This is a genomic window from Listeria monocytogenes ATCC 19117, from assembly GCF_000307025.1.
Classification (GTDB): domain Bacteria; phylum Bacillota; class Bacilli; order Lactobacillales; family Listeriaceae; genus Listeria; species Listeria monocytogenes_B.
Genome location: NC_018584.1, coordinates 2,351,415 through 2,376,649, shown reverse-complemented (window position 1 = coordinate 2,376,649; position 25,235 = coordinate 2,351,415). Strand labels below are relative to the sequence as shown.

At 36.3% G+C, this 25,235-nt stretch carries 20 protein-coding genes and 1 pseudogene; 11 read left to right on the top strand and 10 right to left on the bottom strand.

The window, feature by feature from the left end; all coding sequences use genetic code 11:
• The first annotated feature begins 38 nt into the window (after positions 1-38).
• Genes LMOATCC19117_RS11670 through LMOATCC19117_RS11660 form a run of 3 tightly spaced genes read left to right on the top strand, consistent with a single transcriptional unit; the run spans position 39 to position 2,363 of the window.
• The gene (locus tag LMOATCC19117_RS11670; RefSeq protein ID WP_003725920.1) at positions 39-434 is read left to right on the top strand and encodes a GntR family transcriptional regulator; all 396 of its coding nucleotides are present in this window, start codon (positions 39-41) and stop codon (positions 432-434) included.
• Positions 424-1,302, top strand: a complete 879-nt coding sequence (locus LMOATCC19117_RS11665; protein WP_003727824.1) for an ABC transporter ATP-binding protein — start codon at positions 424-426, stop codon at positions 1,300-1,302. The genes LMOATCC19117_RS11670 and LMOATCC19117_RS11665 overlap by 11 nt, the downstream gene beginning before the upstream one ends.
• Positions 1,299-2,363 carry a hypothetical protein gene (locus tag LMOATCC19117_RS11660; RefSeq protein WP_003725919.1) on the top strand — a complete coding sequence of 355 codons (1,065 nt, stop codon included), beginning with the start codon at positions 1,299-1,301 and terminating at the stop codon, positions 2,361-2,363. The genes LMOATCC19117_RS11665 and LMOATCC19117_RS11660 overlap by 4 nt, the downstream gene beginning before the upstream one ends.
• 38 nt (positions 2,364-2,401) lie before the next feature.
• On the opposite strand, the gene LMOATCC19117_RS11655 is transcribed toward LMOATCC19117_RS11660, so the two are convergent.
• The 5 genes from LMOATCC19117_RS11655 to LMOATCC19117_RS11635 form a co-directional block, all read right to left on the bottom strand.
• On the bottom strand, positions 2,402-3,592 hold the full coding sequence (locus LMOATCC19117_RS11655) for an MFS transporter (RefSeq protein WP_003725918.1): 1,191 nt from the start codon (positions 3,590-3,592) through the stop codon (positions 2,402-2,404).
• A 159-nt stretch (positions 3,593-3,751) separates the two neighbouring features.
• Positions 3,752-4,960 carry an MFS transporter gene (locus LMOATCC19117_RS11650; RefSeq protein WP_003725917.1) on the bottom strand — a complete coding sequence of 403 codons (1,209 nt, stop codon included), beginning with the start codon at positions 4,958-4,960 and terminating at the stop codon, positions 3,752-3,754.
• 32 nt (positions 4,961-4,992) lie between these two features.
• Positions 4,993-5,862, bottom strand: a complete 870-nt coding sequence (aroE, locus tag LMOATCC19117_RS11645) for a shikimate dehydrogenase (protein WP_003727826.1) — start codon at positions 5,860-5,862, stop codon at positions 4,993-4,995.
• Positions 5,863-5,920: 58 nt separating this feature from the next.
• Positions 5,921-7,846, bottom strand: a complete 1,926-nt coding sequence (locus LMOATCC19117_RS11640; protein WP_003727827.1) for an FAD-dependent oxidoreductase — start codon at positions 7,844-7,846, stop codon at positions 5,921-5,923.
• A 68-nt stretch (positions 7,847-7,914) separates the two neighbouring features.
• Positions 7,915-8,769 (bottom strand): sugar phosphate isomerase/epimerase family protein, encoded by an 855-nt coding sequence (locus tag LMOATCC19117_RS11635; protein WP_003723365.1) that lies wholly within the window; start codon positions 8,767-8,769, stop codon positions 7,915-7,917.
• A 300-nt stretch (positions 8,770-9,069) separates the two neighbouring features.
• On the opposite strand from LMOATCC19117_RS11635, the gene LMOATCC19117_RS11630 reads away from it, so the two are divergent.
• On the top strand, positions 9,070-9,948 hold the full coding sequence (locus LMOATCC19117_RS11630) for a LysR family transcriptional regulator (RefSeq protein ID WP_003725914.1): 879 nt from the start codon (positions 9,070-9,072) through the stop codon (positions 9,946-9,948).
• Between the two features lie 40 nt (positions 9,949-9,988).
• On the opposite strand, the gene LMOATCC19117_RS11625 is transcribed toward LMOATCC19117_RS11630, so the two are convergent.
• The 3 genes from LMOATCC19117_RS11625 to LMOATCC19117_RS11615 all read right to left on the bottom strand — a co-directional run bounded on the left by LMOATCC19117_RS11625 (position 9,989) and on the right by LMOATCC19117_RS11615 (position 12,907).
• The gene (locus tag LMOATCC19117_RS11625) at positions 9,989-11,293 is read right to left on the bottom strand and encodes a hemolysin family protein (protein WP_003727828.1); all 1,305 of its coding nucleotides are present in this window, start codon (positions 11,291-11,293) and stop codon (positions 9,989-9,991) included.
• 255 nt (positions 11,294-11,548) lie between these two features.
• Positions 11,549-12,418, bottom strand: coding sequence for a cation diffusion facilitator family transporter (locus tag LMOATCC19117_RS11620; protein WP_003725912.1), 870 nt, complete (start codon positions 12,416-12,418; stop codon positions 11,549-11,551).
• Between the two features lie 63 nt (positions 12,419-12,481).
• Positions 12,482-12,907 (bottom strand): low molecular weight phosphatase family protein, encoded by a 426-nt coding sequence (locus LMOATCC19117_RS11615; protein ID WP_003725911.1) that lies wholly within the window; start codon positions 12,905-12,907, stop codon positions 12,482-12,484.
• A 322-nt stretch (positions 12,908-13,229) separates the two neighbouring features.
• Here LMOATCC19117_RS11615 and LMOATCC19117_RS11610 point away from each other — a divergent pair, with 322 nt between their 5' ends.
• The 6 genes and pseudogenes from LMOATCC19117_RS11610 to LMOATCC19117_RS11585 form a co-directional block, all read left to right on the top strand.
• Positions 13,230-15,374 (top strand): penicillin-binding protein 1A, encoded by a 2,145-nt coding sequence (locus tag LMOATCC19117_RS11610; protein ID WP_003725910.1) that lies wholly within the window; start codon positions 13,230-13,232, stop codon positions 15,372-15,374.
• A 109-nt stretch (positions 15,375-15,483) separates the two neighbouring features.
• A complete protein-coding gene (locus tag LMOATCC19117_RS11605; RefSeq protein WP_003740815.1) occupies positions 15,484-15,681 on the top strand; it encodes a PLDc N-terminal domain-containing protein in 198 nt (65 codons plus the stop codon).
• Positions 15,681-16,586 carry an ABC transporter ATP-binding protein gene (locus LMOATCC19117_RS11600; protein WP_003725909.1) on the top strand — a complete coding sequence of 302 codons (906 nt, stop codon included), beginning with the start codon at positions 15,681-15,683 and terminating at the stop codon, positions 16,584-16,586. Before LMOATCC19117_RS11605 ends, LMOATCC19117_RS11600 begins: the two co-directional genes overlap by 1 nt.
• Positions 16,583-17,377 (top strand): ABC transporter permease, encoded by a 795-nt coding sequence (locus LMOATCC19117_RS11595; RefSeq protein WP_003725908.1) that lies wholly within the window; start codon positions 16,583-16,585, stop codon positions 17,375-17,377. The genes LMOATCC19117_RS11600 and LMOATCC19117_RS11595 overlap by 4 nt, the downstream gene beginning before the upstream one ends.
• Positions 17,378-17,446: 69 nt before the next feature.
• Positions 17,447-18,814, top strand: coding sequence for a class II fumarate hydratase (gene fumC, locus LMOATCC19117_RS11590; RefSeq protein ID WP_003725907.1), 1,368 nt, complete (start codon positions 17,447-17,449; stop codon positions 18,812-18,814).
• A gap of 103 nt (positions 18,815-18,917) precedes the next feature.
• Positions 18,918-19,247 (top strand): annotated as a pseudogene (locus LMOATCC19117_RS11585) (DUF445 domain-containing protein); the annotation flags it as partial.
• 322 nt (positions 19,248-19,569) lie between these two features.
• Here LMOATCC19117_RS11585 and LMOATCC19117_RS11580 read toward each other — a convergent pair.
• Both LMOATCC19117_RS11580 and LMOATCC19117_RS11575 read right to left on the bottom strand, forming a co-directional pair.
• The gene (locus tag LMOATCC19117_RS11580) at positions 19,570-21,264 is read right to left on the bottom strand and encodes a hypothetical protein (RefSeq protein WP_003744486.1); all 1,695 of its coding nucleotides are present in this window, start codon (positions 21,262-21,264) and stop codon (positions 19,570-19,572) included.
• Entirely contained in the window at positions 21,245-22,327 is a 1,083-nt protein-coding gene (locus LMOATCC19117_RS11575) for a dsDNA nuclease domain-containing protein (protein WP_002391579.1), read from the bottom strand. Before LMOATCC19117_RS11575 ends, LMOATCC19117_RS11580 begins: the two co-directional genes overlap by 20 nt.
• Before the next feature lie 179 nt (positions 22,328-22,506).
• Between LMOATCC19117_RS11575 and LMOATCC19117_RS11570 the strand changes: the two genes are divergently transcribed.
• A complete protein-coding gene (locus LMOATCC19117_RS11570) occupies positions 22,507-25,200 on the top strand; it encodes a SpaA isopeptide-forming pilin-related protein (RefSeq protein ID WP_003744483.1) in 2,694 nt (897 codons plus the stop codon).
• Positions 25,201-25,235 lie beyond the last annotated feature (35 nt).

The window sequence follows — 25,235 nt, the reverse complement described above, 5'->3', positions numbered from 1 at the left end:
AGTTCTCTATAGTAGAATTCATGAAAGCAGGGGGAGAGATGTTTACGATTAACACAAAAAGTCAACTACCGATTTATGAACAGATCGTCCAAAAAATTAAAGAACAAGTTGTCAAAGGGATACTTCAAGAAGGAGAAAAGATATTATCTATACGTGAATTTGCAAGTAGAATCGGAGTGAACCCAAACACTGTGAGTAAAGCGTACCAAGAATTAGAACGACAAGAAGTAATTGTCACGGTAAAAGGAAAAGGGACCTTCATAGCGAACCAACAAGATAAAGTAAGTTCACCAAAAAAACTAGCAGAAACAAAAATTAAATTAAAAGAAACGATTCTCGATTTAGTTTACCTTGGAATTAACGTTGAAGAAATACATAGATTATCAGACGAATATAGTCAAGACATCATTGGAGGTGACATGGTTGAAGGTTGATTCACTTAGCAAAAAAATTGACGGGGAACTCTTATTGGATAAAATAACATTTGAAGTAAAGCCAGGAGAAATTATTGGTATAGTCGGACGAAATGGCGTAGGTAAAACAACTCTTTTTCGAACTATTATGGGTTTTTATATTCCTGATGAGGGAGATGTGTACTTAGATGAGGCATTAAGCAAAAACCCTCAATTAAAGCAAAAATTATTCATGCTTCAAGATAGTTTAAATTGTTGGGATGGTTATAAGATTCCGACGATAAAAAAATTCTATCAAAAAACTTATCCATTATTCGACGGAGCTAAATTTGATAACTTACTCAATCAAGTTAACCTAGCTACAGATGTAAAATTTCAAAATTATTCAAAAGGAATGAAAGGTCTTTTTGGGCTCGTTCTTGCCCTATCTATCGGAGCTGAATTTATTTTGCTCGATGAACCAATGGAAGGTCTCGATATAATTGCTCAAAAGAAAATTATGGGCATATTATTAGAAGAAGTGGAGAAGCGGAAATTAGGCATTATTATTTCTTCCCATCGTTTAGCTGATTTAGATCCGATTGCTGACTATATTCATATTTTACAAGATAATCATATTGAAGAGTCTTACCATCTTGAATCACTTCGGGAACAAGCTGTTAAAATTCAGATCGCTTTTGAAAATAAAAAAATTCCACCTTTTTTACTGGAAAATGGCAAAGTAATTAATAAGTATGGCCGTGTTTACACCATTTTATTCCGAGATATGAACACAGAATTATACGCAGCAATAAAAAAAGAAAAACCAATTTTCATGGATGAACTCGCAGTCACATTAGAAGACTTGTTTATTTATCATCTAGAAGAACTAGGAGGCGAGAAATCATGAGTGCAGGGCTTCTTTGGAAAGAATGGCGTCAGAATGCGTGGGTATTTATATTTATTTTAATCGCTTTTATAGGTTCTGAAGCTACGACTGCAACGAACGCGGTTAGTATGTTTAATGACAACTATAACTATTATCAGTCTGAAGAATTTCAAAAAAATAATACAGCAGATCAACAAATGACGGGTAATGAAATAAAAAATGATTTAAGTTTAACTCCTTATGATTTTGAAGGGAATTTAGGGCTTTTCTTCTATGTGTTTCTGTTTTTAGGGTTAAAGTTAACTGTTTTTGAGAAAAATAAGCAAATGGATTATTTTACTTTTGGATTGCCATACTCCAAGAAGCAAATTTTTTGGCATAAGATGCTTATTCCATTACTTTTAATTTTCGTACTAGTACCAATCATCATTTTCTGTAGGTTTTGGTATATTTACCAGCAAATACCGGGGTTGTATTTACCCAGTGTGAGCGATTCTTTGATGTATATTAGTTCCTTTTTGTTATTGTATTTATTTTCTTACACGTTAGCAGTGGCAGTCGGGAATTTGGTTGGAGAGATAATTACAGCCGGAATTATAGCGATTGGATCTATTGTTAGCTTTTTATACATGTTTCCAGGCGCATTGACTAATTTAATCATTGGTTTTAAAGCTTTCTTTACTGGAAAAACAATAGTGGATATTGATGGTGGAGCAGTTATGCTGTATAACGCAATACCTACGCCAATTTTACAAGGAACTACAGCGTTAAGTGAATTTGTCATATTAATTATCTTATCAATAGGAATGTTAACCATTAGCTGGTATGCGATGAAAACAGCTTCTTTGGAAAACGATGGTAGATTTTTAATGAATAATAAATTCCGGGTCCCTATACTTATCATTGGTTCTCTTTATGTGACTATTTGTTTAAGTGGCCATTATGCAAGTTTTAATTACGATCAATTAATTCCGACGGGACAAGTTATAAGTTTAATAATTAAAATTATACTGATTTTAGTTGCATCTGTTATTGCTTTTTGGATGCTCATGTACAAATGGAAGACGTTACGGAAACATTAAAAAAGACCGAGAATTGAGGAATCAATTCTCGGTCTTTTTTAAATATGATCTCGAGCAAATTTTTTCTTTCTTGTAAATACAATCATTAAGAGAGCGAGGCCGAAAAGCGCAATACCAGCATTTAGTAAGAAGATAGCGGCAATATCAATTCGGGAAATCGCAGCAGCAATCAAGGGAATAATGAAAACAGCTATCCCTTCTGCAATAGTATAAAGGCTAGTGACAAAACCCTTTCCTCGAGCAGAAACCTCCGCAAGTAGTGTTAAACCTAATTGGATAATTCCTCCAGCAGAGAAATAGCCCAATAAGAAAGCCCCAACAATACATACGATTTCGCTTGGGAAAGCAAACAGTGTAAAGGAGATGAGCATCGTCATGGTTACATAAGTAATTAAGATATGGAGCGTTCGCACGCCGCGATTTCCTAAAATAAACGTCACACACACACAAATAATCGCTCCGACACTAGCATAACTTACAAGTAGTCTAGAAGCATCGTCTGTCATATGAATAACTTCTGAACCATACTTAGCGATCCATTGGCTCATAATATAAAGAAGCGTTTGGGCCACAAAACCAAATAAAATCAAACAAATTTCATCTATACTAAAATGAAACTTTTGCTTTTTCTCTTCGGCAAGTTCTGCTGCATCTAGTGGTTTTCCAACAGTCATCGGCGGGAAAGTTCGCGTTAATGTATAGAGTAAGTTAATTAGTAAAATAACGATCAATACAATAAAGCTCCAGCCATACCATAAGTTATTTGCTAAAATAAATGCAATCATGAATGGTAAAAGGAATTGACCAGATTGTACGAAAGCTTTAACAATGATATTAGCAGAAGCAGCTTTTTTTGGATAAGCTTCCATAAGGGCGGGGTAGGTTCCTGTATCTAAGAAGGAATTTGCTATCCCAGCAGAAATACCAAACATGTATGCGATAATCGTATTGGGGCTGAGTAATATACCGCCTAAAAAGATAATATAGAAAAACACGCCGAGAATAACAGACAACTTTCTACCGAATTTATCGGATAGTCTTCCCGAAATAAATACAGCTAATAATTTACCAATCCCAAAGGAAGATACAACGCCGGCAGCACCAGCCAAATCTGTATGCCATTTTTGAGATAAAAAATCAATATTTTGTGCAATGATGATTAACGCCATACCATGAACAAAGTAGTTCATATAAAGACCAAGTGATGTAGATAAATATTTGTTTTTCATAGTCTGCTCTCCTTTATGTAATGACTTATGAGGACTTTTTATTAAAAATACCCTCTTTTTCAGTGAGTTCATATAGATAAAATACATAAGTTTGTGCTTTACTTCACAAATGATATGTAAGTTCAACTGAGCATCATAAATGCTCAGTTGAATAATAAATTATTTAGTAGCAATTTTAGATTCGTTTTTGTAACGCATATTGACAAAGATTGCTAGTAGGATACCAATAACAGTTATCGCTACATTGAATAATAACACATATTTCGGACCTTCGATACCACCAGCTTTAGTAATATAACTTGCAACGTTTAAAACAATATAGTTTGCTAGACTGGAAGAAATCATGACAATTGAAGTGATTTTCCCTTTGTTTGTTGGGAAAAACTCATTGGCAGTTGATACAGCTAGTTGTAGAACTCCCCCAGCAGCAGCGTATCCGATGACAAATCCACCAATTAAGCAAATGGTTGGTGTTTGTACGATATAAATAATTAGCAACATTAAAGTGGCAATTGCTGGATATAGGATTAGAATTCGGACTGGTAAAATAAATTTTTTCACGAGAACAGCGGTAATTAGAATTGCGCACATTGTTCCTAGTGAGTAGAATGATTGAATTTTACTTGGATCAGCCATACCGTATAATTTTCCAAGTTCTTGGTTGCAGTTTAGCCATAGTTGGAAAGTGGATGTACACGTAAAACCAATACCGATTATAGCCCAACTAGTTGCATTGAATTTCATTTTTTCTGGTTTTGCTTTTTCGCCGCCAACATTATTGTTCATTGGAGGGAATGGCATAAATGCGATGATTAAGCCATCAATAACGATTAAGACCATTGTAATAACGAATAGTGTGCGGAATGACATATTTGCCGCCGCAACCATACCGATTGCGAAAGGTAATACAAATTGTCCGATAGAGATAGAGAATTTAGTAAACATATTGGCAATGGCGCCATTTTTTGTGAAAATTTCTAGAACTGATGGTGTTACGGCTGTGTCTAAGAATGAGTTCGCCGCTCCTCCTACAAAAGCGAAAGCGTAAGCGATATACATATTCGGTGCAAAAGCAAGACCGATGAAATAAACTGCGTATAACGCAACACCGATTAATGCGGACGGTTTACGCCCAAATTTATCTGAGAAGGGTCCAGAAATTGGTAATGTCAGCAAGCGACCTAAACCAAGTGCTGCGATAACTGCGATAACCATGCTTACGTCAAATGTGCCATCAGAAAGCTTATCTGCTCCCCATACTCCGGCGAAATCTTGTTTGTATTGGCCAAGAATGGATACCCCAATACCGTGAATAAAATAAGTAAAATAAAGTGCTATTGCTGTTGGATAAAATCTTTTTGCGTTCATTTTTTTCTCCTCTCGAAATCCTGATGAATTTATTAGTTGAAATATAGATTCTTTACTTCTGAAACTGGCATATCTTTACCAGTAAACAATTTGTATGCTTCAGCGCCTTGCCACAAAAGCATTCCTAACCCGCCTACAGTCTTACAACCAGCAGCTTCAGCATCTAGTAGAAGTTGCGTTTTTTTAGGGTTATAAATAATATCTGCAACGATAAGTTCTTTTCTAAAAACGGATGTATCGCTAATAGGTGTTTCGTGTTCATTCGGATGCATGCCAACGAGTGTCGCATTAACAAGGATATCGCTAGTGGCAATTTCCGCATTTAGTTTTTCTGTATCGTTCAAATCATAAATATGTACGATGCAATTTGGCACTTCTTGTTTAATGGAAGCAGCAGTTTGTTTTGCTTTGTCATAAAAAGCGTCTTTAATATTAAAAATGGTGATTTCCTTGGCCCCATCAAGTGCACACTGGACTTGGATTGCTGTAGCTGCACCACCAGCACCAATTATAGTCATTTTTTTGCCGGTGACATCTACACTAGCATCTCGTAAATTTGCAATAAAACCAAGGCCATCTGTTATATGCCCAGTTAGCTTCCCGTCTTCATTTACGATAGTGTTAACAGCGCCAATCATCCGAGCAGCAGGGGAAAGGTCATCCATGTGTTTTAAAACTTCACTTTTACAAGGCATGGTCACGTTTGCGCCACGCAGATTAAATGTCTTGATTGCTTTTATAGTATCAGCAACTTTTTCAATAGGTGTGTCAAAAGCTAGGTAAGCATAATCCAACCCCGCTTTTTGAAAACTGTAATTATACATGATTGGAGATTTTGAATGGTCTACGGGTGTCCCAATTAAGCCAAGAAGCCTAGTCGTTCCTGAAATTCTATTTTCCATTTTGTTTTCCTCCGAATGAATCCTACTCGCTGCACATTACAGCGAGTAGAATGATAAATTATAATTGTAATACAGCGTCTAGTGCTTCTTTTGTTGCATCCAATGCCCGGCGCGCACGAATAGCATCACCGATGACATAGGTTTCGGGTACCATTTTTTTTATAGCTTCTTCCAGTGGGTTATAGGCTCTTGATCCCATTGCTAGAACAACAGAGTCAAATCCGTCGATTCGGTGTTCTTTGTTATCCGCTAGGGAATAGGTTACCCCGTCTTCAAAGAAACTCGTTACTTTTGCATTCGTAACACTTTTGATTTTATATTCATCGAAATCACGCATCAGGAATTTACGATGTTCAGAAATAACGTCTGCTCCGACTTCATCGCGAAGTTCTACAACGGTGACGTCATGACCAGCTTCACCTAAAAATGCAGCTGTTTCACTACCAACCATACCTCCGCCAACTACGAGCACTTTTTGACCACATTTCTCTTTCCCATCAAGTAAGTCAACTGCGTGGATAAGTCCAGCATCCTCAATACCTGGTATCGGCAAAACAAGTGGAGTGGCGCCAGTTGCAATAATGACGGCATCTGGGGCAACTTCTTGAATAAGTTCTGGTGTTACAGGTGTGTTTGTTTTAATTTCGACATCGAACTGTTCACACTTTTTGATGTAACTTCGAACCATGTTTGTTAAGTCGCCTTTACCAGGAGGATAGGCAGCTAAGCGCATTTGACCGCCAATCATATCTGATGCTTCATAAACTGTCACATCATGACCACGGGATCCAGCCATCCATCCAGCATAAAGCCCGCCGACACCACCGCCAATGACAACTACTTTTTTACTTGGAGTTTTAGGTGAATAAGCTTCGGATTCACGTCCAAGTAACGGATTTACTAAACAAGTAATGGGTTTTCCGGCATACATATTAGCAACGCAACCTTGAAGACAAGCGATGCAAGGAAGTAATTCGTCTAGTTTTCCAGCAGCAGCTTTGTTTGGTGTTTCTGGATCTGCTAAAGACTGACGCCCGAAAGCAACCAAGTCAGCGCGGCCTTCACGAACCATTAATTCCGCGTAATGCGGCTCTGTGAAACGACCCACAGTAATTACAGGAATAGAAACAGCGCGTTTGATTTGTGTTACAAGATCAGAGCTAAATCCTGCATGCAATACGGTTGGCGCCCACATGTATTCATCACGAATATGGACGCTACGAGAAACATGCAAACCATCCAAACCACAATCTTCTAAATAAGCTGCAACTGTTGCGCTATCTTGAACACTTAGTCCGCCTTCCACACCATCCGTGCTATTAATTCGGCAAAGAATTGCGATGGAATGACCGACACGTTTACGAATACTTTCAATAATAAGCCGAGGTAATCGCATTCGGTTTTCAAAACAGCCACCAAACTCGTCCACACGTTTGTTCGTCCGTGCAGATAAGAAACTACTTACTAGATAACCATGTGCGCAGTGAACTTCAACCGCATCGGCGCCCGCTTTTTTTGCTCGTAAAGCAGCTTCTCCGTAAAGTTCAATCAACTCATAAAGTTCTTCACGCGAAATGGCTTCCGGAGTATTACGCCCTGCAGCAGAGGCGATTGCTGAGGCTGCTCTTAAAGGATAACCAGATACTTTGGAATTTCCTTCTGGTCCAGCGTGCTGTAACTGAACAGAAATTTTTGCTCCAGCATCGTGACATACATCAATCACTCGTTTAAAACTAGCAATTTGATGATCACTATATAGGCATGCTTTATTTGCGCCACCTTTTGCGCGTACATCTACAACCGTTGCTTCAAAAGTAATAAGCCCAAAACCCCCAAGTGCTCGTTCTTTGTAATAAGCAAGGGAAGTATCTGATAAAGTTCCATCTGTATTTGCATAGTTGTTACACATTGGCGATACGACAAATCTGTTAGGCACCTTCATCGGCCCGATATCAATAGGTGAAAACATCGAATTAAATTTCAAAAATAACACATTCCTTTCACAGGGAGTCTTCCTACTACGTTATTATTTTCACATAAGCGAGTAGGTGTTTAGCGTGGAGAAATTTCTGGCCATGCTTCGTCTAATACTTTTTTCGTGGCATTGTATACTTTAAGGGCGGCATACTCTAAACCAGTTGCTACCATAGAGTCTGAAATAACTTCGACTCCCATCACACGTGGATTTACACCATGTTCTTTTAAAATTTTTGCAAAACCGACCGTATCTCCGTAGCCTTCTCCAGGAGCTAGACGATCATGAAGTGATTCCTCACGAAGTTCTTTGTAAGGCGTTTCGTGGACATCGCATAGTTGGATGGAAACAATCCGATCAGCGGGAACGTTTTTGATAGATTCTGCTGTTTGGTTTGCTCTAGCCCAGTGCCACGTGTCACAAATAAGTTGCGCATTATCTCGGCCGCATGCTTCTGCTACTCGCCAAGCTGCTTGTAAGTCTGCTACACCGCTATATGGCATAAATTCTAAACCAATAATTAATTCTTCTGCGCGGTCACATAATTCACCAAGCGCGACGATGATTTGTTCCTCAGGGATTTTTTCAAGCAAACCACAATTAATATGTTTGACGCCAAATAATCGCGCCATGTGGAAAGTTGTTTGCTCTTTCTTTTGTTGTTCTGCTGTACGATCTTCGGCAGTTCCCCACTGAGTTATGTACTCCACTTCTGTTACTTTCATGTTATGCTCGTCTAAAATCCGCAACATGTCTTCATCCGTTAATCCGGCAGCTAGTGCATCTACATAGTTTTCTGCACGCAAGCCAATTCCGTCAAAACCGTTTTCCGCAGCGACTTTTACTCGTTTAGGAAAAGATACCTCTGTTCCAAGCGTATAAGAGCTAATCGTGATGGGGCATTTTTTTAGGTTGCCATTTGCATTTGTCATAAAAATTATCTCCTCTCCATAATAAAAATTACAAGAAACTTTGATAATATTTTCACAAACACCAGTAAAAAAATTAATTCCGCTTAATTAAAAACCTCTGATGTGATAACGCCTTCAATAGTTGAAAATGGAACTGGACAGTTAACCTATTCTACCGTATATTGGTTTTTAAGGAATAGTTTATTTCACTGGCGTAACTACAGTCTAATTGTATTATGACTATTCCATAAAAACAAATTGGTATTGTTCTATTAATTGATAGATAAATTGCATAGATAACTTTTTAGTTAGGAGAGAAGCATGAATTTACACCATTTACGATACTTCGTCACACTGGCGCACATGGAGCATTACACAAAAGCAGCTGAAAAATTGCTGATTACACAGCCTAGTTTAAGTCACGCAATTTCCTCCTTAGAGCAAGAATTAGGTATCCCTTTATTTGAAAAAGAAGGGCGGAATATAGGGTTAAGTAAAGCTGGCAAAGTATTTCTTGATTATGTGGAAGAGTCCTTAGATATGATTGATGCGGGTGTCGCGACGACTAAAAAAGCGGCGAATGGGGAAGGGCAGATTGACTTGGCATTCTTGCAAACACTTGGCACGTCTCTAATACCAAAGCTTGTTCAAGAATTTCTCCAAACCGAACCAGAAAAACAAATCGATTTTATTTTCCATACAGGTGTTTCGATTGATATCATTCAAGGCCTAAAAGAAAAGAAATTTGATATTGGTATTTGTTCTAAACTTGAAAATGAAAGAAATATTCACTTTACGCCAATTGCCAAACAAGAATTAGTGCTCATCGTCCCCAAAAGCCATCCTCTTGCTGAGAAAGACTGGATTGATTTAATCGAAACGGTAGATTATCCGCATATCGCATTCTCGAAAAAAAGTGGTTTGCGTCCAATTATCGATGATTTGTTCAGAAAAATTGGTGCCGATTATCAAATTGCATATGAAATTGAAGTGGATCAAGTCATTGCCGGAATGGTCGCGCAAAACTTTGGGATTGCTGTAGTTCCGAACATGCCGATTTTAAATTATGTGGATGTCAAAGTCTTACCAATTAGAAGCCCAAACTGGGAGAGATTCTTTTATCTCGCAGTCGCGAAAAACCAAACGCTAACGCCCGCAGCTGAGAAGTTCAAGCAATTTATGTTAGCGCATCGTATATAAAAAAAGTAGCTATCCTACGAGAGGGATAGCTACTTTTTGATTAGTCATTCGTTTTTTTGATGATTTCGATATATTCAATATGATGAGGTTCGCCTTGTTTTACGCGGAAAATGAATCCATCGTAATCAATTTCGTCCCCAACTTCTACTTCATAATTTTGCGTTAAGAACCAGCCGCCAATTGTGTCGACTTCTTCTTCCTCAATTTCAGTACCTAAAATATTATTTACTTCATCAATAAGAAGTTTCGCATCCACAATAAAGTGACCGTCTTTGATTTTGCGAATTTCTGGAATTTCATCGGCATCAAATTCATCGCGGATATCACCAACGATTTCCTCTACAATATCTTCAACCGTAACAAGTCCAGAAGTACCACCATATTCGTCAAGTAAAATCGCGATATGGGAACGTTCACGCTGCATACGGAAAAGTAATTCTTTAATCGGAATTGTTTCAATCACACGAATAATTGGTTTTACGTAAGGATCAATGCTAAAACTTGGATTAGATCCATGCTCAACATATGCTGACAAAATTTCTTTTAAATTAAGTACGCCGATAACGTGGTCTTTATCGCCATCAATAACCGGATAGCGCGTATAGCGTTCATTTTGCATAATGTCGGATAATTCCCCGATAGTAGAGCCCGTATCAACGGTAACAATCTCTGTTCGCGGAATCATGACTTCTTTCGCCATACGTTCATCAAAATCAAAAATCTTATTCACATAACGGAATTCTGATTGGTTGATTTCACCACTCTTATAACTTTCGCCGACGATTATTTTTAATTCATCCTCGGTATGAGCAATTTCGTGCTCGGAAGCTGGCTCTAAACCAAAAAGACGTGCGATGAAAACGGCAGAACCATTTAAAATCCAAATGAACGGGAACATCACTTTATAAAAAATATGCAGTGGACGAGCTACCGCAAGTGCAACTGCCTCTGTTTTATCAATCGCCAGTGTTTTCGGTACAAGTTCCCCAACAACTACGTGCAAGAATGTGATAAATAGAAAGGCAATCGTGAAGGATAGAATCGTAATAGCTGATTGCGGAAGTTCCATTAAGCTAAATAACGGATGTAACGCCGCTTCTACCGTAGATTCCCCCAACCAACCAAGTCCAAGGGAACTAATCGTTATCCCGAGTTGGCAGGCTGATAAGTAAGCGTTCAAATGATTGTAAATATGTCTAGCGAGGACTGCGCGTTTATCTTTCTCCGCAATTAATTGGTCCAAACGGCTTGGTCGCATTTTAACAATCGCAAATTCTGTTGCCACGAAAAATGCTGATATAGCAATAAGTAAAGCTATAATTAAAAATTTAATGGTTAATATCAATAAATCGCCTTGACAGAAATAGTTTCTGCTAAGGCAAACACCTCCTAGTTTAATATAAATAAGCTTATTATAAAACTATCTATATAGAAGAAAAACCGTCCTGGAAGAGAACTCCTCCAATGTGTTGTTGCCTATTTTTCATTCTAGTTAGATAATTTATGTGAATTAGTTTCTCTGCCCCATCGAATATTCCCTCCCAGCAAATGATACTTTAATCTAAATTATAGTTGACTTTACGATTATTGACAATGAATATTATTCAAAAAATGGTTCAATATGAACTAAAGTGAACGCACCTTCGTATTCGTTACGAATTTTTTGTTCAACGATTTCGGTGATTGCATGACTTTTAACTACATTTAGTTCAGGATCCACAGCGATAGTTGCATCGATCCAAATCTTATTTCCATTCATTCGCGCTTTAATATCAATTACTTTTTTGACATCAGGTACAGAAGCAATTAAATCATGAATAGTTTCGAGCTTAGAAACATCGAAACCATCTGTCAAGGTATGTGCAGCGTCATAGAAAATTTTGATAGCAGTATAAACAATCAAAATACCGACCAAAAAGGCCGTCACGGAATCAAGCCAAGGAACACCAAGAACAGCCCCAATAATCCCGATAAACGCACCTAAACTAACAAATGCGTCGGAACGATTATCATATGCAGCAGCTCGCACAGCTTGGCTATCAAGTTTTTTCGCAAGTCGATGATTATATAAGTAAATAGCATACATAAATACACCAGAAAAAAGCGCGACAACAGCAGTTAACATCGAGGGTGTTGCAAATTCTTTTTCGATAATATGAACAATTGAACTCCAAATAACTTGCACGCCAACGAGAAACATAATGATAGATGCGATTAAAGAGCTAATAGTTTCAGTCCGTCGGTGTCCGTATGAATGATCTGCATCAGGTGGAATACGAGAAATTCTAAGGCCAATTAAAAGCGCAACAGAAGCAACAATATCAGTCGTATTATTCAAACCATCTGCAAGTAAGGCATCAGAGTTTCCTAATTGCCCAGCAACTATTTTTAAAACCGCTAGAAATAAATAGGCAAATATACTCAAAAATGCCGCTTTTTCAGCCTTTTTTAAATCGTTGTATCCATCCATTATGTATGTACTCCTTTCTTTTTAACATAAAAGTCCCGCCTACGAATGGCGGGACAACGAAATCTAAGCCTCTATCAATACATGCTCTAAATTTTTTACTGATAAGGCAATGTTATCACATACTTCTTGATAACTCGCCCATTTTTTTGGTAACGCTATTTCTTGTTCCGGATCATCAATGTCCCAATAAATAATTTTTTCTTGTATGTTAGCTGGAAATTTTGGTGCAGTTTCATGTGCAGAATCATAAATTGTTACAATGAGATCAGCATCTGCCAGTAGTTCTGAGCTAGGGGAATAAGACAAACTTTCAGGTGGCTCGATTGCAAACTCATTCAACGCTTCTGCAATAAACGGTGTTGATTTAGATTTATGCCAAGAACCGCTAATGAATTTGACATTGCTAAGTGAAAGTCTTTTCGCCCAAGCTTCAGCAATGGCACTTCGAATATGCGTTTGTGATAAAAAGTAGATCAGCTTTTGCGTCATATTCCAATTCCTTTCCGGCGTATTAATGTACCCATGTAAAACTTGCTGCCATTACTTGTTGTACACAGTATATAGGTGATAATTATTACCAAAGACACAAGTAATGGTAACAGTAATATCTACCCTTTTTAAATTACTAGAAACATTAAAATGAAGAAATTGTAAAAAAGAGGTTAATAAATATGTAGGAAATATGGATTATTACAAAATTATTACAAAAATCGGTCTAAAGTTGGTGGCGTAAAGTTGCTTTTTAACGTAAAATACGTGTATAACTGTGTGTATAGTTTATTTAATACCGTGTAGAAGATAGGAGAGTTACATGGACAAATTCAAACAGCAACTAATTAAATACTTAAAATTATTCTTTGGTTTTATAGGAAAATGGCTTAGCAAAGGATGGCAGAAATTTAGACGTTTCTGGAAAAACAAACATATCGGAAAGATTTTTTTACTAGCTGGACTTGTATTTTTATTAAGTTTTATCATTTATCTTGTAATAGTAGCAAAATCTGCCGACATAGATGCACTAAAAAAAGGCTTAGAGTCAGCCACGATTATTTATGACAAAGATGGCGACAAGGCAGGGGAGCTTTCTTCCACTGATGCAACATTTGTATCCATCGATAAAATATCTAAAAACTTACAAAATGCAGTAGTTTCCATTGAAGATAGAAAATTTTATGAACATAAAGGTTTTGACTTGAAAGGGATAGCTCGGGCGGGTGTTAATTTAGTCACTAGCGGAGGCATTTCTGGTGGCGGTAGTACGATTACACAGCAACTCGCCAAAAATGCTCTACTGACACAAGAACAAACCTTCACACGAAAAGCCAAAGAAATATTTATGGCTCGTGAAATCGAAAAAACCTACTCAAAAGACGAAATTATGGAAATGTACTTAAACCGTTCTTACTTTGGTAATGGGGAATGGGGAGTAGAAAATGCTTCCTTAAAATATTTTGGTAAATCAGCGGCAGACTTAAACATACCAGAAGCTGCGACAATTGCTGGATTGCTTCAAGCTCCAAGTGCGTATGATCCATACCAGCATATCGACAAAGCGACTAATCGCCGCAACATGGTATTAAATGCAATGGTCGAAACAGGCACAATTTCAAAAGCAGAAGGCGATAAATACAAAGCTACAAAAATAGTTTTAAATGATCAATCAAAAGATCCACTTGCGAATAAATATCCATGGTACGTCGATGCAGTTATTAATGAGGCTGTAAATGAAGCAGATATAACGCAAGATGAAATCATGCAAAAAGGATATAAAATCTATACGGAATTAGATCAAAATTATCAAACTTCCTTAGAAAATGTTTACAACAATGATGGGTTATTCCCTTCTAATGCAAATGATGGCACACTAGTTCAATCAGGAGCTGTTTTAATGGATCCAGCTACTGGAGGCATTAGAGCGCTTGTTGGTGGACGCGGAGAACATGTCTTCCGTGGTTTCAACCGGGCGACACAGATGAAAGCACAACCAGGTTCCACAATGAAGCCACTTGCGGTATACACACCGGCGCTTCAATCTGGTTATGACGTGGATTCAATGCTAAAAGATGAAAAAATAACCTACAAAGGTAACTACACACCAACCAATGTTGGCGGCGTTTATAGTGGAGAAGTTCCAATGTATAAAGCTGTAGCCAACTCGATTAATGCCCCTGCCGTTTGGTTACTTGATCAAATTGGTATTGATAAAGGTGTAAAATCTGTCGAAAAATTTGGTATTACAGTTCCAGAAAAAGATAGAACGCTTGGACTTGCACTCGGTGGTATGAGTAAAGGTGCTTCGCCAGTAGAAATGGCAACAGCGTATGCAACCTTTGCTAACAATGGTGCCAAACCGGAATCTCATATTATTACTAAAATTGTCGATCCATCAGGCAATACAGTTTACGAAAATGTTCCTAAAACTAAACAAATCATTTCAGAAACAGTATCTAATGAAATGACTTCCATGCTTTTAGATGTTATCAATACAGGAACTGGTCAAAGTGCAGCTGTTTCCGGTCACGAAATGGCTGGGAAAACAGGTTCCACGCAAGTTCCATTTGATGATACAAGCGGTACTAAAGATCAATGGTTTGTTGGCTACACGCCAAACCTAGTCGGAGCCGTTTGGATGGGATATGATAAAACTGACAAAGAGCATTACCTAACTACAACCAGTTCTGCTGGTGTTTCTAGTTTGGCTCACTACGTAATGAATAGTGGTTTGCAGTATCAGAAATCCGCAGACTTTAGTACGAAGAGTGCTGCACAAGAAACTGCAGCGAAAAAAGAAGAAGAAGAAAAAGAGAAGAACAGTGGTAGCGACTTTTGGAGTGGCGTGAAAGAAAAAGCCGATGAAGCTGGAGAAACAATCAAAAAAGGCGCAGATAAAGTAAAAGAATTCGGTGGAAAAGTTTCTGATGGCATTGGAAACTTAATCGACTCGATAGGTAATTAAATTCAAAGCACATTTTACTATGTTAACTCTAGTAAAATGTGCTTTTTTGTATTGCATTAATATTATAACTGTTATACAATAAGTATAACAAAAGAATGAGGTGAGTACATTGGATAAAACGCAAATCGCATTAATTATACCCGTAATTCTTCTCTATTTAGCTTTATTATTAACAGCTATTATTGACTTAACAAAAAACTGGAATGAACGAAAAAATCCGGTTATCTGGCTAGTTGTTATTATCGTTATCAACATTTTTGGCCCAATTGCCTACTTTATTTTTGGCCGAAAAGAGGAAGGTAACTAATGAAAAAATTAGAAATTCAAGGACTAAAGAAAAAATATAATGGCAAGTGGGTCATTAAAGGAATTGATCTCACAATCAATGAAAAAGAATGCGTGGCACTTATCGGGCCTAATGGTGCAGGGAAGTCAACCATGATTAATATGATTGTCCAAATCTTAACGCAGGATGAAGGACAAATTACTTTAGACGGTCAAAATGCAAAATCAGTTCGCGAAAAAATTGGTTTTTTACCGCAATATCCTGAATTTTATGGTTGGATGAGTGCGACAGAATGCCTTCATTTTATGGGAAAGCTATCTAACATGGAAAAAACAGATTTAAAAACACGGATTAAAGAAGTATTAATACTAGTAGGCTTAGAAGAGAGTGCAAATAAAAAAATTAGCACGTATTCAGGTGGAATGCGACAACGACTCGGGATTGCTCAAGCTATTTTGCATCGACCAGAACTTCTTGTACTAGATGAACCAGTATCCGCCCTTGATCCCATCGGTCGCCGGGAAATGATGTTGCTATTAGACAAACTAAAAAAAGAGATTACTATCCTATTTTCCACACATATCTTAAAAGATGCTGAAGAAATTTGTGACCGGATTGCCATCATTAAAAATGGCGAACTGGTCTCAGATAAGACAGTAGTCCAACTTATGGAAGAAGAAAGCTCCCCTGTGTTTGATGTCGAATTTAGCGGAGATAGTGAAGCTTGGCAAACGTTACTGCTTCAAAATGAACATGTGGAGAAAATTGAAAGAGTTGGAATGGTTTATCAAGTTTACACAACTAACCAAAAAGCTGGGTCAGAAGCTATTTTGAAATCTTTATTACAAATAGAAGGTGAATTTATTCGTGTCGAAAACAGACACCAAAGCTTAGAGGAAATCTTTATGGAGAAGGTGGGCAAATGACACATTTTAATGCTTTATTAGCAAGAGAATGGCTGGAACAACGTCGAAGTTTAAAAATTATTTGGCTTCCGATTGTATTCGCACTTCTTGGCCTCACTCAACCACTAATGATGTATTTTTTACCAGAAATTCTAAAAGCAGTTGGCACGGGAGCGGAAACGGAGCAAGTAATTGCATTAATGGGGGATCAATCGGCTCAGGAAGTGATGGCACAAACACTCGGTTCCCAGTTTGATCAAATTGGCATTATCATTATCATCGTTGTTGCGATGGCTTGCATTCAAAATGACCGAACTAGAGGCATGTTAGCGTTTATCATGACAAGACCAGTGAGCGCTGCGGAATATGTTTTATCGAAATGGGTAATGCAATGTATGGTGGGGTTAAGTTCACTTTTAATTGGCTATGTGTTGGCGGCTTATTATACGTACTTTTTATTTGGAGAACTAGCGATCAATTCTTTAACGCAGGCATTTTTTGTGTACGCCATCTGGTTTATTTTCGTAATTAGCTTGGTTGTTTTTGCGAGCGCGGTTTTTGATAGTAATGCCGTTGTTGCGATGATTAGCGTGTTTATAGCAATTGTTTTAGGGGTAATCAGTGGTTTTGGCGGCTGGATTCAAATGTTTAATCCAGCATATCTAAGTAAAAATGCAACAATGCTAATTATGTCTGATAAGACGATGGATTATTTTATTCCAACACTTTGTATTACTATCTTATGGATTTTCGCATTTATAAGTCTAACTATCCTAATGATAAAAATAAAACCACTCCCAAAAACGGAATAGCGAACATTTTTCATGTGTTTTGCGAAAACATCCGCTTTATACTAAAATAGAATAAAAAGGGGTGGCGACATGGAACGAATAGAGCGAGATACGCTTGGAGAAATTTCTGTAGATGCGACGAAATATTGGGGAGCGCAAACAGAACGAAGTAAAAGGAACTTTGCTATTGGTGATAATCCTATGCCGATAGAAATTATATATGCTTTTGCTCAATTAAAGAAAGCCACTGCAAAAGTAAACGCAGCAGAAGGAAAACTATCCGAAGAAAAAGCGATAGCGATTGGCCAGGTTTGTGATCAAATCATTCAAGGAGAACTAGATGAGCATTTTCCTTTAGTCGTTTGGCAAACCGGAAGCGGAACGCAGAGCAACATGAATGTCAATGAAGTTATCGCACATGTTGCCAACTTAACTTTAGGCGAAGGACAAATTCATCCGAATGATGATGTCAACATGTCGCAAAGCTCGAACGACACATTTCCAACAGCGATGCATATCGCTGCATACGGGGCTTTAGTAACAAAACTTTTACCTGAAATAACTAAAATGGAAGCTGTTTTGGCAGAGAAGAAAAATAAATACATGCATCTCGTTAAAATTGGCAGAACACATTTGCAAGACGCAACCCCATTAACACTTGGCCAAGAAATTAGTGGCTGGGAAGCATGTCTTACAAATAATAAAAACTATCTTGAAACAAGTATGAAAGCAATTTTGCCACTTGCGATTGGTGGGACGGCAGTTGGAACTGGCTTAAATGCCTCACGTGATTTTGGTGATAAGGTTGCCGAAGAATTGATGAAACAAACGGGATATCCTTTTACTTCTGATTCCAATAAGTATTTTGCTCTAACTAGTCATAGTCCGATTAATTTTGTTCATGGATCCATTCGTAGCCTTGCTTCGGATCTAATGAAAATTGCTAATGATATCCGTTTGTTAGCAAGTGGACCACGTAGCGGCATAGGGGAGTTAACGATCCCAGCTAATGAACCAGGAAGCTCCATTATGCCAGGAAAAGTAAATCCTACTCAATGTGAAGCAATGACGATGGTAGCGGCTCAAGTCATGGGAAATGATGTGACAATTAATGTTGCCGCCAGCCAAGGAAACTTTGAACTCAATGTCTACAAGCCAGTTATCATTTTTAATTTCTTAGAATCTGTCAAACTGCTTTCAGATAGCATGCGTTCGTTCCGATTGCATTGTTTGGAAGGACTCACTGCGAATGAAAAAGTTATTGAAACAAAAGTAAATGACTCCCTAATGCTTGTGACAGCATTGAATCCGCATATCGGCTATGAAAAAGCTGCCAAAATTGCCAAGCTGGCTTTTGATGAAAATACGACATTAAAAGAAGCGGCAATCAAAACCGGTTTTGTGACAGAAAAACAATTTGATTTATGGATTGATCCGTTAAAAATGACTAATTTGTAATCTCATACTTTAGAATGAACTTCCCTAGAAACAATTGTTGTCTAGGGATTTTTCACGTATAATGAAACCACTTTTACTAGACAAATATTAGGAGATGCAAAACATGTCAGTGTTATTTACGATACTTTTAATGGCTGTGATTGGCGGATTTATCGGCGCAATGACGAATTATATCGCCATACGAATGCTTTTTCGCCCTTACAAAGCCATTTACCTATTTAATAAACGTTTACCATTTACTCCAGGTTTAATCCCTAAACGACGTGATGAACTAGCCGAACACATCGGAAAAGTAGTAGTGAGTCATTTGCTTACAGAAGACGCCATTCGTGCTCGTCTGCTAGATGAGAATTTACAAAAAGAAATAACAGATACTATTACGAAAATGTTCCATGAAAAAATGCAATTAGAAACCACACCCAATGAACTCCTCCAGCAAAAGGTTAGCTTTTCTCAGAGCTTCTGACAAGCTCTAATCGTTGGTATAACAGTATTCTATTTTTTTAGTAGATGCTGCGTAATTCCAGTAATTTTTGTCAATTGTAGTTAGTTTTGATTTAGTTTCAAACTGTTTTAACTAGAAAACATATGGATATTTTGGATAATTTTTAGTAAGAAAATTGCGAGCTAGAATAAATGCTAAAACAATCAACCTGATTTTAATATCGACAGACAATCCTAGAAGCCAATACTCTATTTTCAAAATAGCATATTGGCTTCCTTGTTTCTGATCATTCAGCAAGACTAATTAATCACTATTCGTTTATTAAAACTAAATCCTTACACAGTTCTTTATAAAGCTCATAATCTTCTGTATTCAATAACTCATATTTAGAATTTGAAAGTTCGATAACATTATCAAAATGTTCTTCTTTAAAGTCAGAAGTTGAAAATCCTATAGTAGAAACTATTAATTGACTATCTTTATCTGATTCTTCAAATATATACTTTAACAAGGTATGTTTACTATCTCTATCAAGTTCTGCATTTGCAGGGCTATCTAAAACAATTGGTAAACGTATAGCATCCGGATTAAATTTATTTTTCACTTTCAAAAGATTAAAATACCAGACAATAGTATTTATTGGTTTATTACTTCCGCCTGCGCTTATATTAGAATCAATTTTTTTAAATTTATCAGAGTCCAGTTCTTCTAAGTTAAAATGAATTTTATCATTCAACATTAATTCATAATAAGTTTCATTTATTTGCTTTTTCAATTCTAAATATTCTTTCAAAATTTTTCTCTGTTCTTTTAACGATTCCTGAGCCTGTTTCAAATTGACCTGACTGTTCCCAATATCCATAATCAGCTTATCTCTGACTTCCATTAATCCTTTATGCTTCAAAACATTACTAATTTCTTTTGAACTTAATGCTAATTTATCTTCATATCTTTTTAGAGTATCTAATAATTGCTGATATTTTTTTTCTTCTTTATAGATATTAGCCTCTACTTTCAAAGATTCTTTTTCAAGTTCGTTAGCTAAGAACAAAAAGTCCTCTTCATTGTTTAAAGTATTGATTTTCAATTCAAGATTATCAGTAATAATGGAGTGACACTTGGGACAAGTATGACTGTTTATCGTCTTTTTGTCTTTATCATTTTTTCTAATTATCTTCCTTAAATTGGCTAGTTCTTGCTTAACCTCATAATTATCATTTCGTTGATTAATTAATCTATTTTTAGTAAGCTGCAATGAATGAACAATTTTTTCATATTGGTTTTTCGTGCTATCAACTTCTTGTTGTAAAACATCAAAATTGGTAGGAAAGCTAACTTTATCAACAAGTTCGTTTTCAATTTTTTCAAGCATCTTATAAAATAGCTGGCATTCATCATCAAGAGCTTTAATTTGCTCACTTAACTGTTCAACTAGCTTCATAACTTCATAGTATCTATCATCTAAAATACCAAAATGGGAGTAAAGTGTATTTAATTTGAAATTAGAATATTCACCAAGATTTCTGAATGAATCAAATGAACTTCCATTCATTTTATCCTGATCTGTATAATTTAAGAGATAAAAATAAGCTGGCGGTGCAATCTCTAATTTGTCTGTGTGACGATTAGGTAATTTTACAGTAAACTTAAATATTTTTTCTAAGAAAGTTGATAATTCTTTTCTCTTGAGAGTCTTAAATAATAGATTTTTCTTTAAATCAAAAATTTTAAACAGCTTATCCTGCCTAAAGATAATATATGATGTCTTGTTAACTGAAAATTCTAAAACGGATATCTTTTTTTGGACATCCCACTTATCTTCAAAATAGCAGTCTGCTCCCATAGTATAATATAAATTTTTAAGAATTGTAGACTTACCTTTCTTATTTCCAATAACATCATCTTCTGTAGTAATGATGTTTTTTCCATTAGAAAATTCAATATACTTCGCTTTATTTTCAAATGTTGAAAAAATATATAATTTATTAAATGTCAGAGTATTCATAAATATTTTCCTCGACTTTCATTAAGATTAGTAAAAAAAAGGCATATCTGTAGTCTTCTGAATACTCAATAGTGAAAAGTTTTGAATACTCAGAAACTAACAAATCAATGAAAACAGTCTCTTCAACATCATATTTCTCCAAGTTTGAAAAGATAGATTGAACAATAAGCTCTTCATTCTGTAAAACTAATCTATTGCCACTCTCAATATCGGAAACCACTTTACCAAGCATCGTTTTCATTTTCAATCTTTTTATTGGTTTGTTTATGTTGGTGTCTATAAATATTGAAGCCTTTTCTACTGCTCTATCAGTTTTTTCAGAATAAAGTGAAATTATTTTTTCAATATCATCTTTTGAAACACCTTTTCTATTTAATATGTCTGAATAGCAATTTAATTGCAATTCATAACAAGCTTTTTCAGAAATCGTTTCAACAAGTAAATTATAGAGAGCATTCGGTTTGTTTGGCTCACTTCCTGTTAATTCAAAGAAAAATTTGCTAGTCTTTCCTCTCAATGTATCATCAGGACTGAAAAGGTCAATCGAAGTATAAATGAAACTAATTTTTGACATATCAGGTGTAACGTCCGAACCTAGCTCCTCTTGAAGTTTAGATTCTATCGTTTTTTGCACTTCCTCATCTAGATTATTGAAATCCAAGTTTTCAATTGTTGTATGATTTTTTTTACTAGAGTCTTGAAATGGTTTATTAGAAACTAAATTTACATGAATATTCTTATTTTGATTATTTGCAAGGGCATAAAGCCTACCTAGAATAGAAAAACTCTTTTCTTCTTCTTCAAGTTTTTTCTTTTTTAGTAATGCTCCTTGAGTATAAACTGCTCCGTCTTTTTTAGATTTAACTTGATAAAAATCAAAGCCAGTATCTTTGTGTACTTCGATATCACATGCATAGTCAAATACCATAACAAATGACTCATTTTCATTATATATATCAAATAATTTACTGAGACCCCATAGTATCTCGTATCTAAATCTATTTTTACTTCGAGAGCCTGACAAATCAAAGGGCAATTTCATATATATAGCTTCATTTGACAAAGTTATACCTCCTCAAGTAATAAATCATCATATTATTAATAATATAGACTTATTGTGCAAATGTAAACGTAAATATATAAACAATAAAAAAGGAGTTGAACCAAAACCCTTGTCCCCACCAATCAGAAGTCCCTCTCATAACTCTAAAAACAAAAATAATTCAAGGAGGAAAAGAAACAATGACAACTAAATATAAAAAACACAAACTAGCCAGCTATCTTGCATTGATAGTAATGATGGCTAGTTTTTTTGTTACTCCTATCACTGCTCTTGCTGCTACCGTCAACTACACAAGAATTGCTGATTACGTTTCTACTTGGTATTTAGCGAATCCTGCTGGTCTTCACTGGACAGACGACGGTGTTCACATGATTAAAGCAGAGGGCGAGCCTGCCTTCTGTATTGAACATGGTACCATTTTAAACGGTGGTTCTGGTTTTGATCCATCAGAACTTACAATTGCTGAAAAAGACCGCTTGTCTCTGATTGCCTATTATGGCTATAAAACGAATCCTACAAGTGAAAACTATGGAATCACTCAAAATATGATTTGGGAGTCGTTTGGCGATCAGCTACTGTCTACCACCCTTCCCAACTATCAAAATCGGAAAAATGAAATTCTAGCAAAAGTGAATGCTCACAATACAAAACCTTCATTCAATAATCAGACTATCACGTTAAATGTTGGCGATACAATCACACTTAATGATACAAACGGTGTTTTAAGTAAGTATGGCAATCTAGCTAGTAATTCTGCTAATCTACAACTAAATAAATCCGGAAACCAATTGAAGTTAACCGCAACCAGTTCATCAAAAGAAACAGGAAAATTACAGTACAATATCGCAAATGCGAATGATGTTGGTACAAGTTTTGTTTTCAACAAACCCAATGAACAAAAAGTAGCTACTTTCAAATTATCTAATGCCGGCTCCTTTCAGCTAAATATCAAAGTCAATTTAAACGGTAATGTCAAATTGAAAAAAGTAGATGAGGATACCGGACAGCCTGTCCCCAATACAAAAATGAAATTTGAGTTTAACGAACAATCCAAAGAAATTGTCACTGATACGAATGGTTTAGCTCAAATAAATGACTTAAAAGCTGGTACCAAAATAAAAATCACCGAAGTAACTGCCAGCAATGGCTTTGTAAATAAAGGCGAATCTAAAGAAATTACGATTGAACCCAATAAAACAATTGAAGTAGTGTTTGGAAATAAAGCCCAACAAGGATTGCTTCACCTAAGGAAAACAGGGCAAAAAGCTTCTAGTGTTACAGCAAAAGATTCAGACTACGGAAAGCTCCATGAAATCACTTTTGATTATGTTCCTCTGGCGGATGTAACTTTCACCATCAAAGCTCGTGAAGATATTAAAGTAGGCAACTATGTTCATGCAAAAAAAGGAGGTGTAGTTGCCACTGTTCAAACAGATAACAATGGTGAACTAACGAATATGCCAAAACTTTATCTCGGAAAATATGAAGCCATTGAAACAGCTGCACCTGCTGGCTATTTGATGAATACCACCCCGCTTCCTTTTGAATTCACCTATGAAGGACAAAACGTTGAACTTGTATCTCAATCTATTGAAGCAAAAAACGATTTTCAACAACTAAAGATCACTCTCCATAAAAATGAAGAGCAAATTCAGGAATGGAAAGAAAATAAACCAATTGTAGAAGAAATCAAAGCCAACGACAAAATATTCGGTCTGTTCACTAATCAAGAATTTACAATGACAGATAAAACAGTGCTGCCTGCTGATTCTCTACTAGGATTTGGCACAGTAAAAGATGGTGAGCTTACGTTCCCTACGCAACAATTAATGGAAGGAAACTATTATGTTAAAGAATTAGATGCTGGTGAAAATCATGATATTGACACTAGCCATCATGAATTTGAGTTTACAGCTGCTGACCACGAATCCGAAAAAGTAATCGACATTTATGCTGCGAAAGAAAGCTCGGAGGATAAATCTGTACCACTTCTAAATAAGCTTCACTTCAACCAATTCTCACTAAAAAAAGTGAATGAAGAAGCCACTTTAAAAGAAAGAAGTGGCTATGATTTTGCTTTCACAGGTAATGGAAAAGGCACTATTTTCACTTTAGAAAATGAGGAAAAAGAAGTGATTCAAACAGTCACTGTAGATGAACAATCTCTTGCTACCTTTACCAATATCCCTGTGGGAACATTCTATTTGAAAGAAAAACAATCAGCTTCTGAACAGTATGTTCTATCTCCTGAGACCTATCAAATCGTCTCTACTCTAAAAGGAATTCAAGCCTATGACAGTAAAGGAACTTTACTTAGTGAAATCCTTAATGAAGAGAAGAAAGAAGAAAATCCAAACAAGCCATTAACGAATGAAACTACCCCAGTTGAGGAACCACAAACCGATCAAGAGCCACTTCTACTGCTGGGGATTAAAAATCATTTAGTCAAAGGGATTGCTGAACTAACCAAAACGGATGTTTCCAATGGAAAAGAGCTACCAGATACAGGCGTTCGTATTCTTGATAAAGATAAAAAAATCATCATTGAAGGAAAGACGGATCATCAAGGTCGTTTTAGTTTTGAAAACTTACCACGAGGAATTTACTATTTCCAAGAATATAAAGCCCCTACTGGCTATCAAATAGACGAAACGCCGATTAAGTTTGAAATTCAAGAAGATGGTGAGGTTGTCAAATGTAACATGACAAATGAAATGATTCCAAGTAAAAAAGAAACTTCTGTAACAGGAAGCTTACCACAAACTGGTGAAGTTGTTTCTTTTGCAGGAATTATTTTAGGGAGCTTATTGTTAGCTGGAGTTGCTGGCTATTACCTTTACAACAAAAAGAAAAAGCATCACAACGATAATTAGAAAAAACGGAGGCAGTTCAATGTCTCTTATTTATT

What these genes read in the sequence shown, in the direction of transcription:
- LMOATCC19117_RS11610 (WP_003725910.1), top strand. Translation starts at nt 13,230, where the DNA reads ATGGACAAATTCAAACAGCAACTAATTAAATACTTAAAATTATTCTTT.
- LMOATCC19117_RS11655 (WP_003725918.1), bottom strand. Translation starts at nt 3,592, where the DNA reads ATGAAAAACAAATATTTATCTACATCACTTGGTCTTTATATGAACTAC.
- LMOATCC19117_RS11635 (WP_003723365.1), bottom strand. Translation starts at nt 8,769, where the DNA reads ATGACAAATGCAAATGGCAACCTAAAAAAATGCCCCATCACGATTAGC.
- fumC (WP_003725907.1), top strand. Translation starts at nt 17,447, where the DNA reads ATGGAACGAATAGAGCGAGATACGCTTGGAGAAATTTCTGTAGATGCG.
- LMOATCC19117_RS11570 (WP_003744483.1), top strand. Translation starts at nt 22,507, where the DNA reads ATGACAACTAAATATAAAAAACACAAACTAGCCAGCTATCTTGCATTG.
- LMOATCC19117_RS11600 (WP_003725909.1), top strand. Translation starts at nt 15,681, where the DNA reads ATGAAAAAATTAGAAATTCAAGGACTAAAGAAAAAATATAATGGCAAG.
- LMOATCC19117_RS11650 (WP_003725917.1), bottom strand. Translation starts at nt 4,960, where the DNA reads ATGAACGCAAAAAGATTTTATCCAACAGCAATAGCACTTTATTTTACT.
- LMOATCC19117_RS11580 (WP_003744486.1), bottom strand. Translation starts at nt 21,264, where the DNA reads ATGAATACTCTGACATTTAATAAATTATATATTTTTTCAACATTTGAA.
- LMOATCC19117_RS11660 (WP_003725919.1), top strand. Translation starts at nt 1,299, where the DNA reads ATGAGTGCAGGGCTTCTTTGGAAAGAATGGCGTCAGAATGCGTGGGTA.
- LMOATCC19117_RS11630 (WP_003725914.1), top strand. Translation starts at nt 9,070, where the DNA reads ATGAATTTACACCATTTACGATACTTCGTCACACTGGCGCACATGGAG.
- LMOATCC19117_RS11670 (WP_003725920.1), top strand. Translation starts at nt 39, where the DNA reads ATGTTTACGATTAACACAAAAAGTCAACTACCGATTTATGAACAGATC.
- LMOATCC19117_RS11620 (WP_003725912.1), bottom strand. Translation starts at nt 12,418, where the DNA reads ATGGATGGATACAACGATTTAAAAAAGGCTGAAAAAGCGGCATTTTTG.
- aroE (WP_003727826.1), bottom strand. Translation starts at nt 5,862, where the DNA reads ATGGAAAATAGAATTTCAGGAACGACTAGGCTTCTTGGCTTAATTGGG.
- LMOATCC19117_RS11615 (WP_003725911.1), bottom strand. Translation starts at nt 12,907, where the DNA reads ATGACGCAAAAGCTGATCTACTTTTTATCACAAACGCATATTCGAAGT.
- LMOATCC19117_RS11595 (WP_003725908.1), top strand. Translation starts at nt 16,583, where the DNA reads ATGACACATTTTAATGCTTTATTAGCAAGAGAATGGCTGGAACAACGT.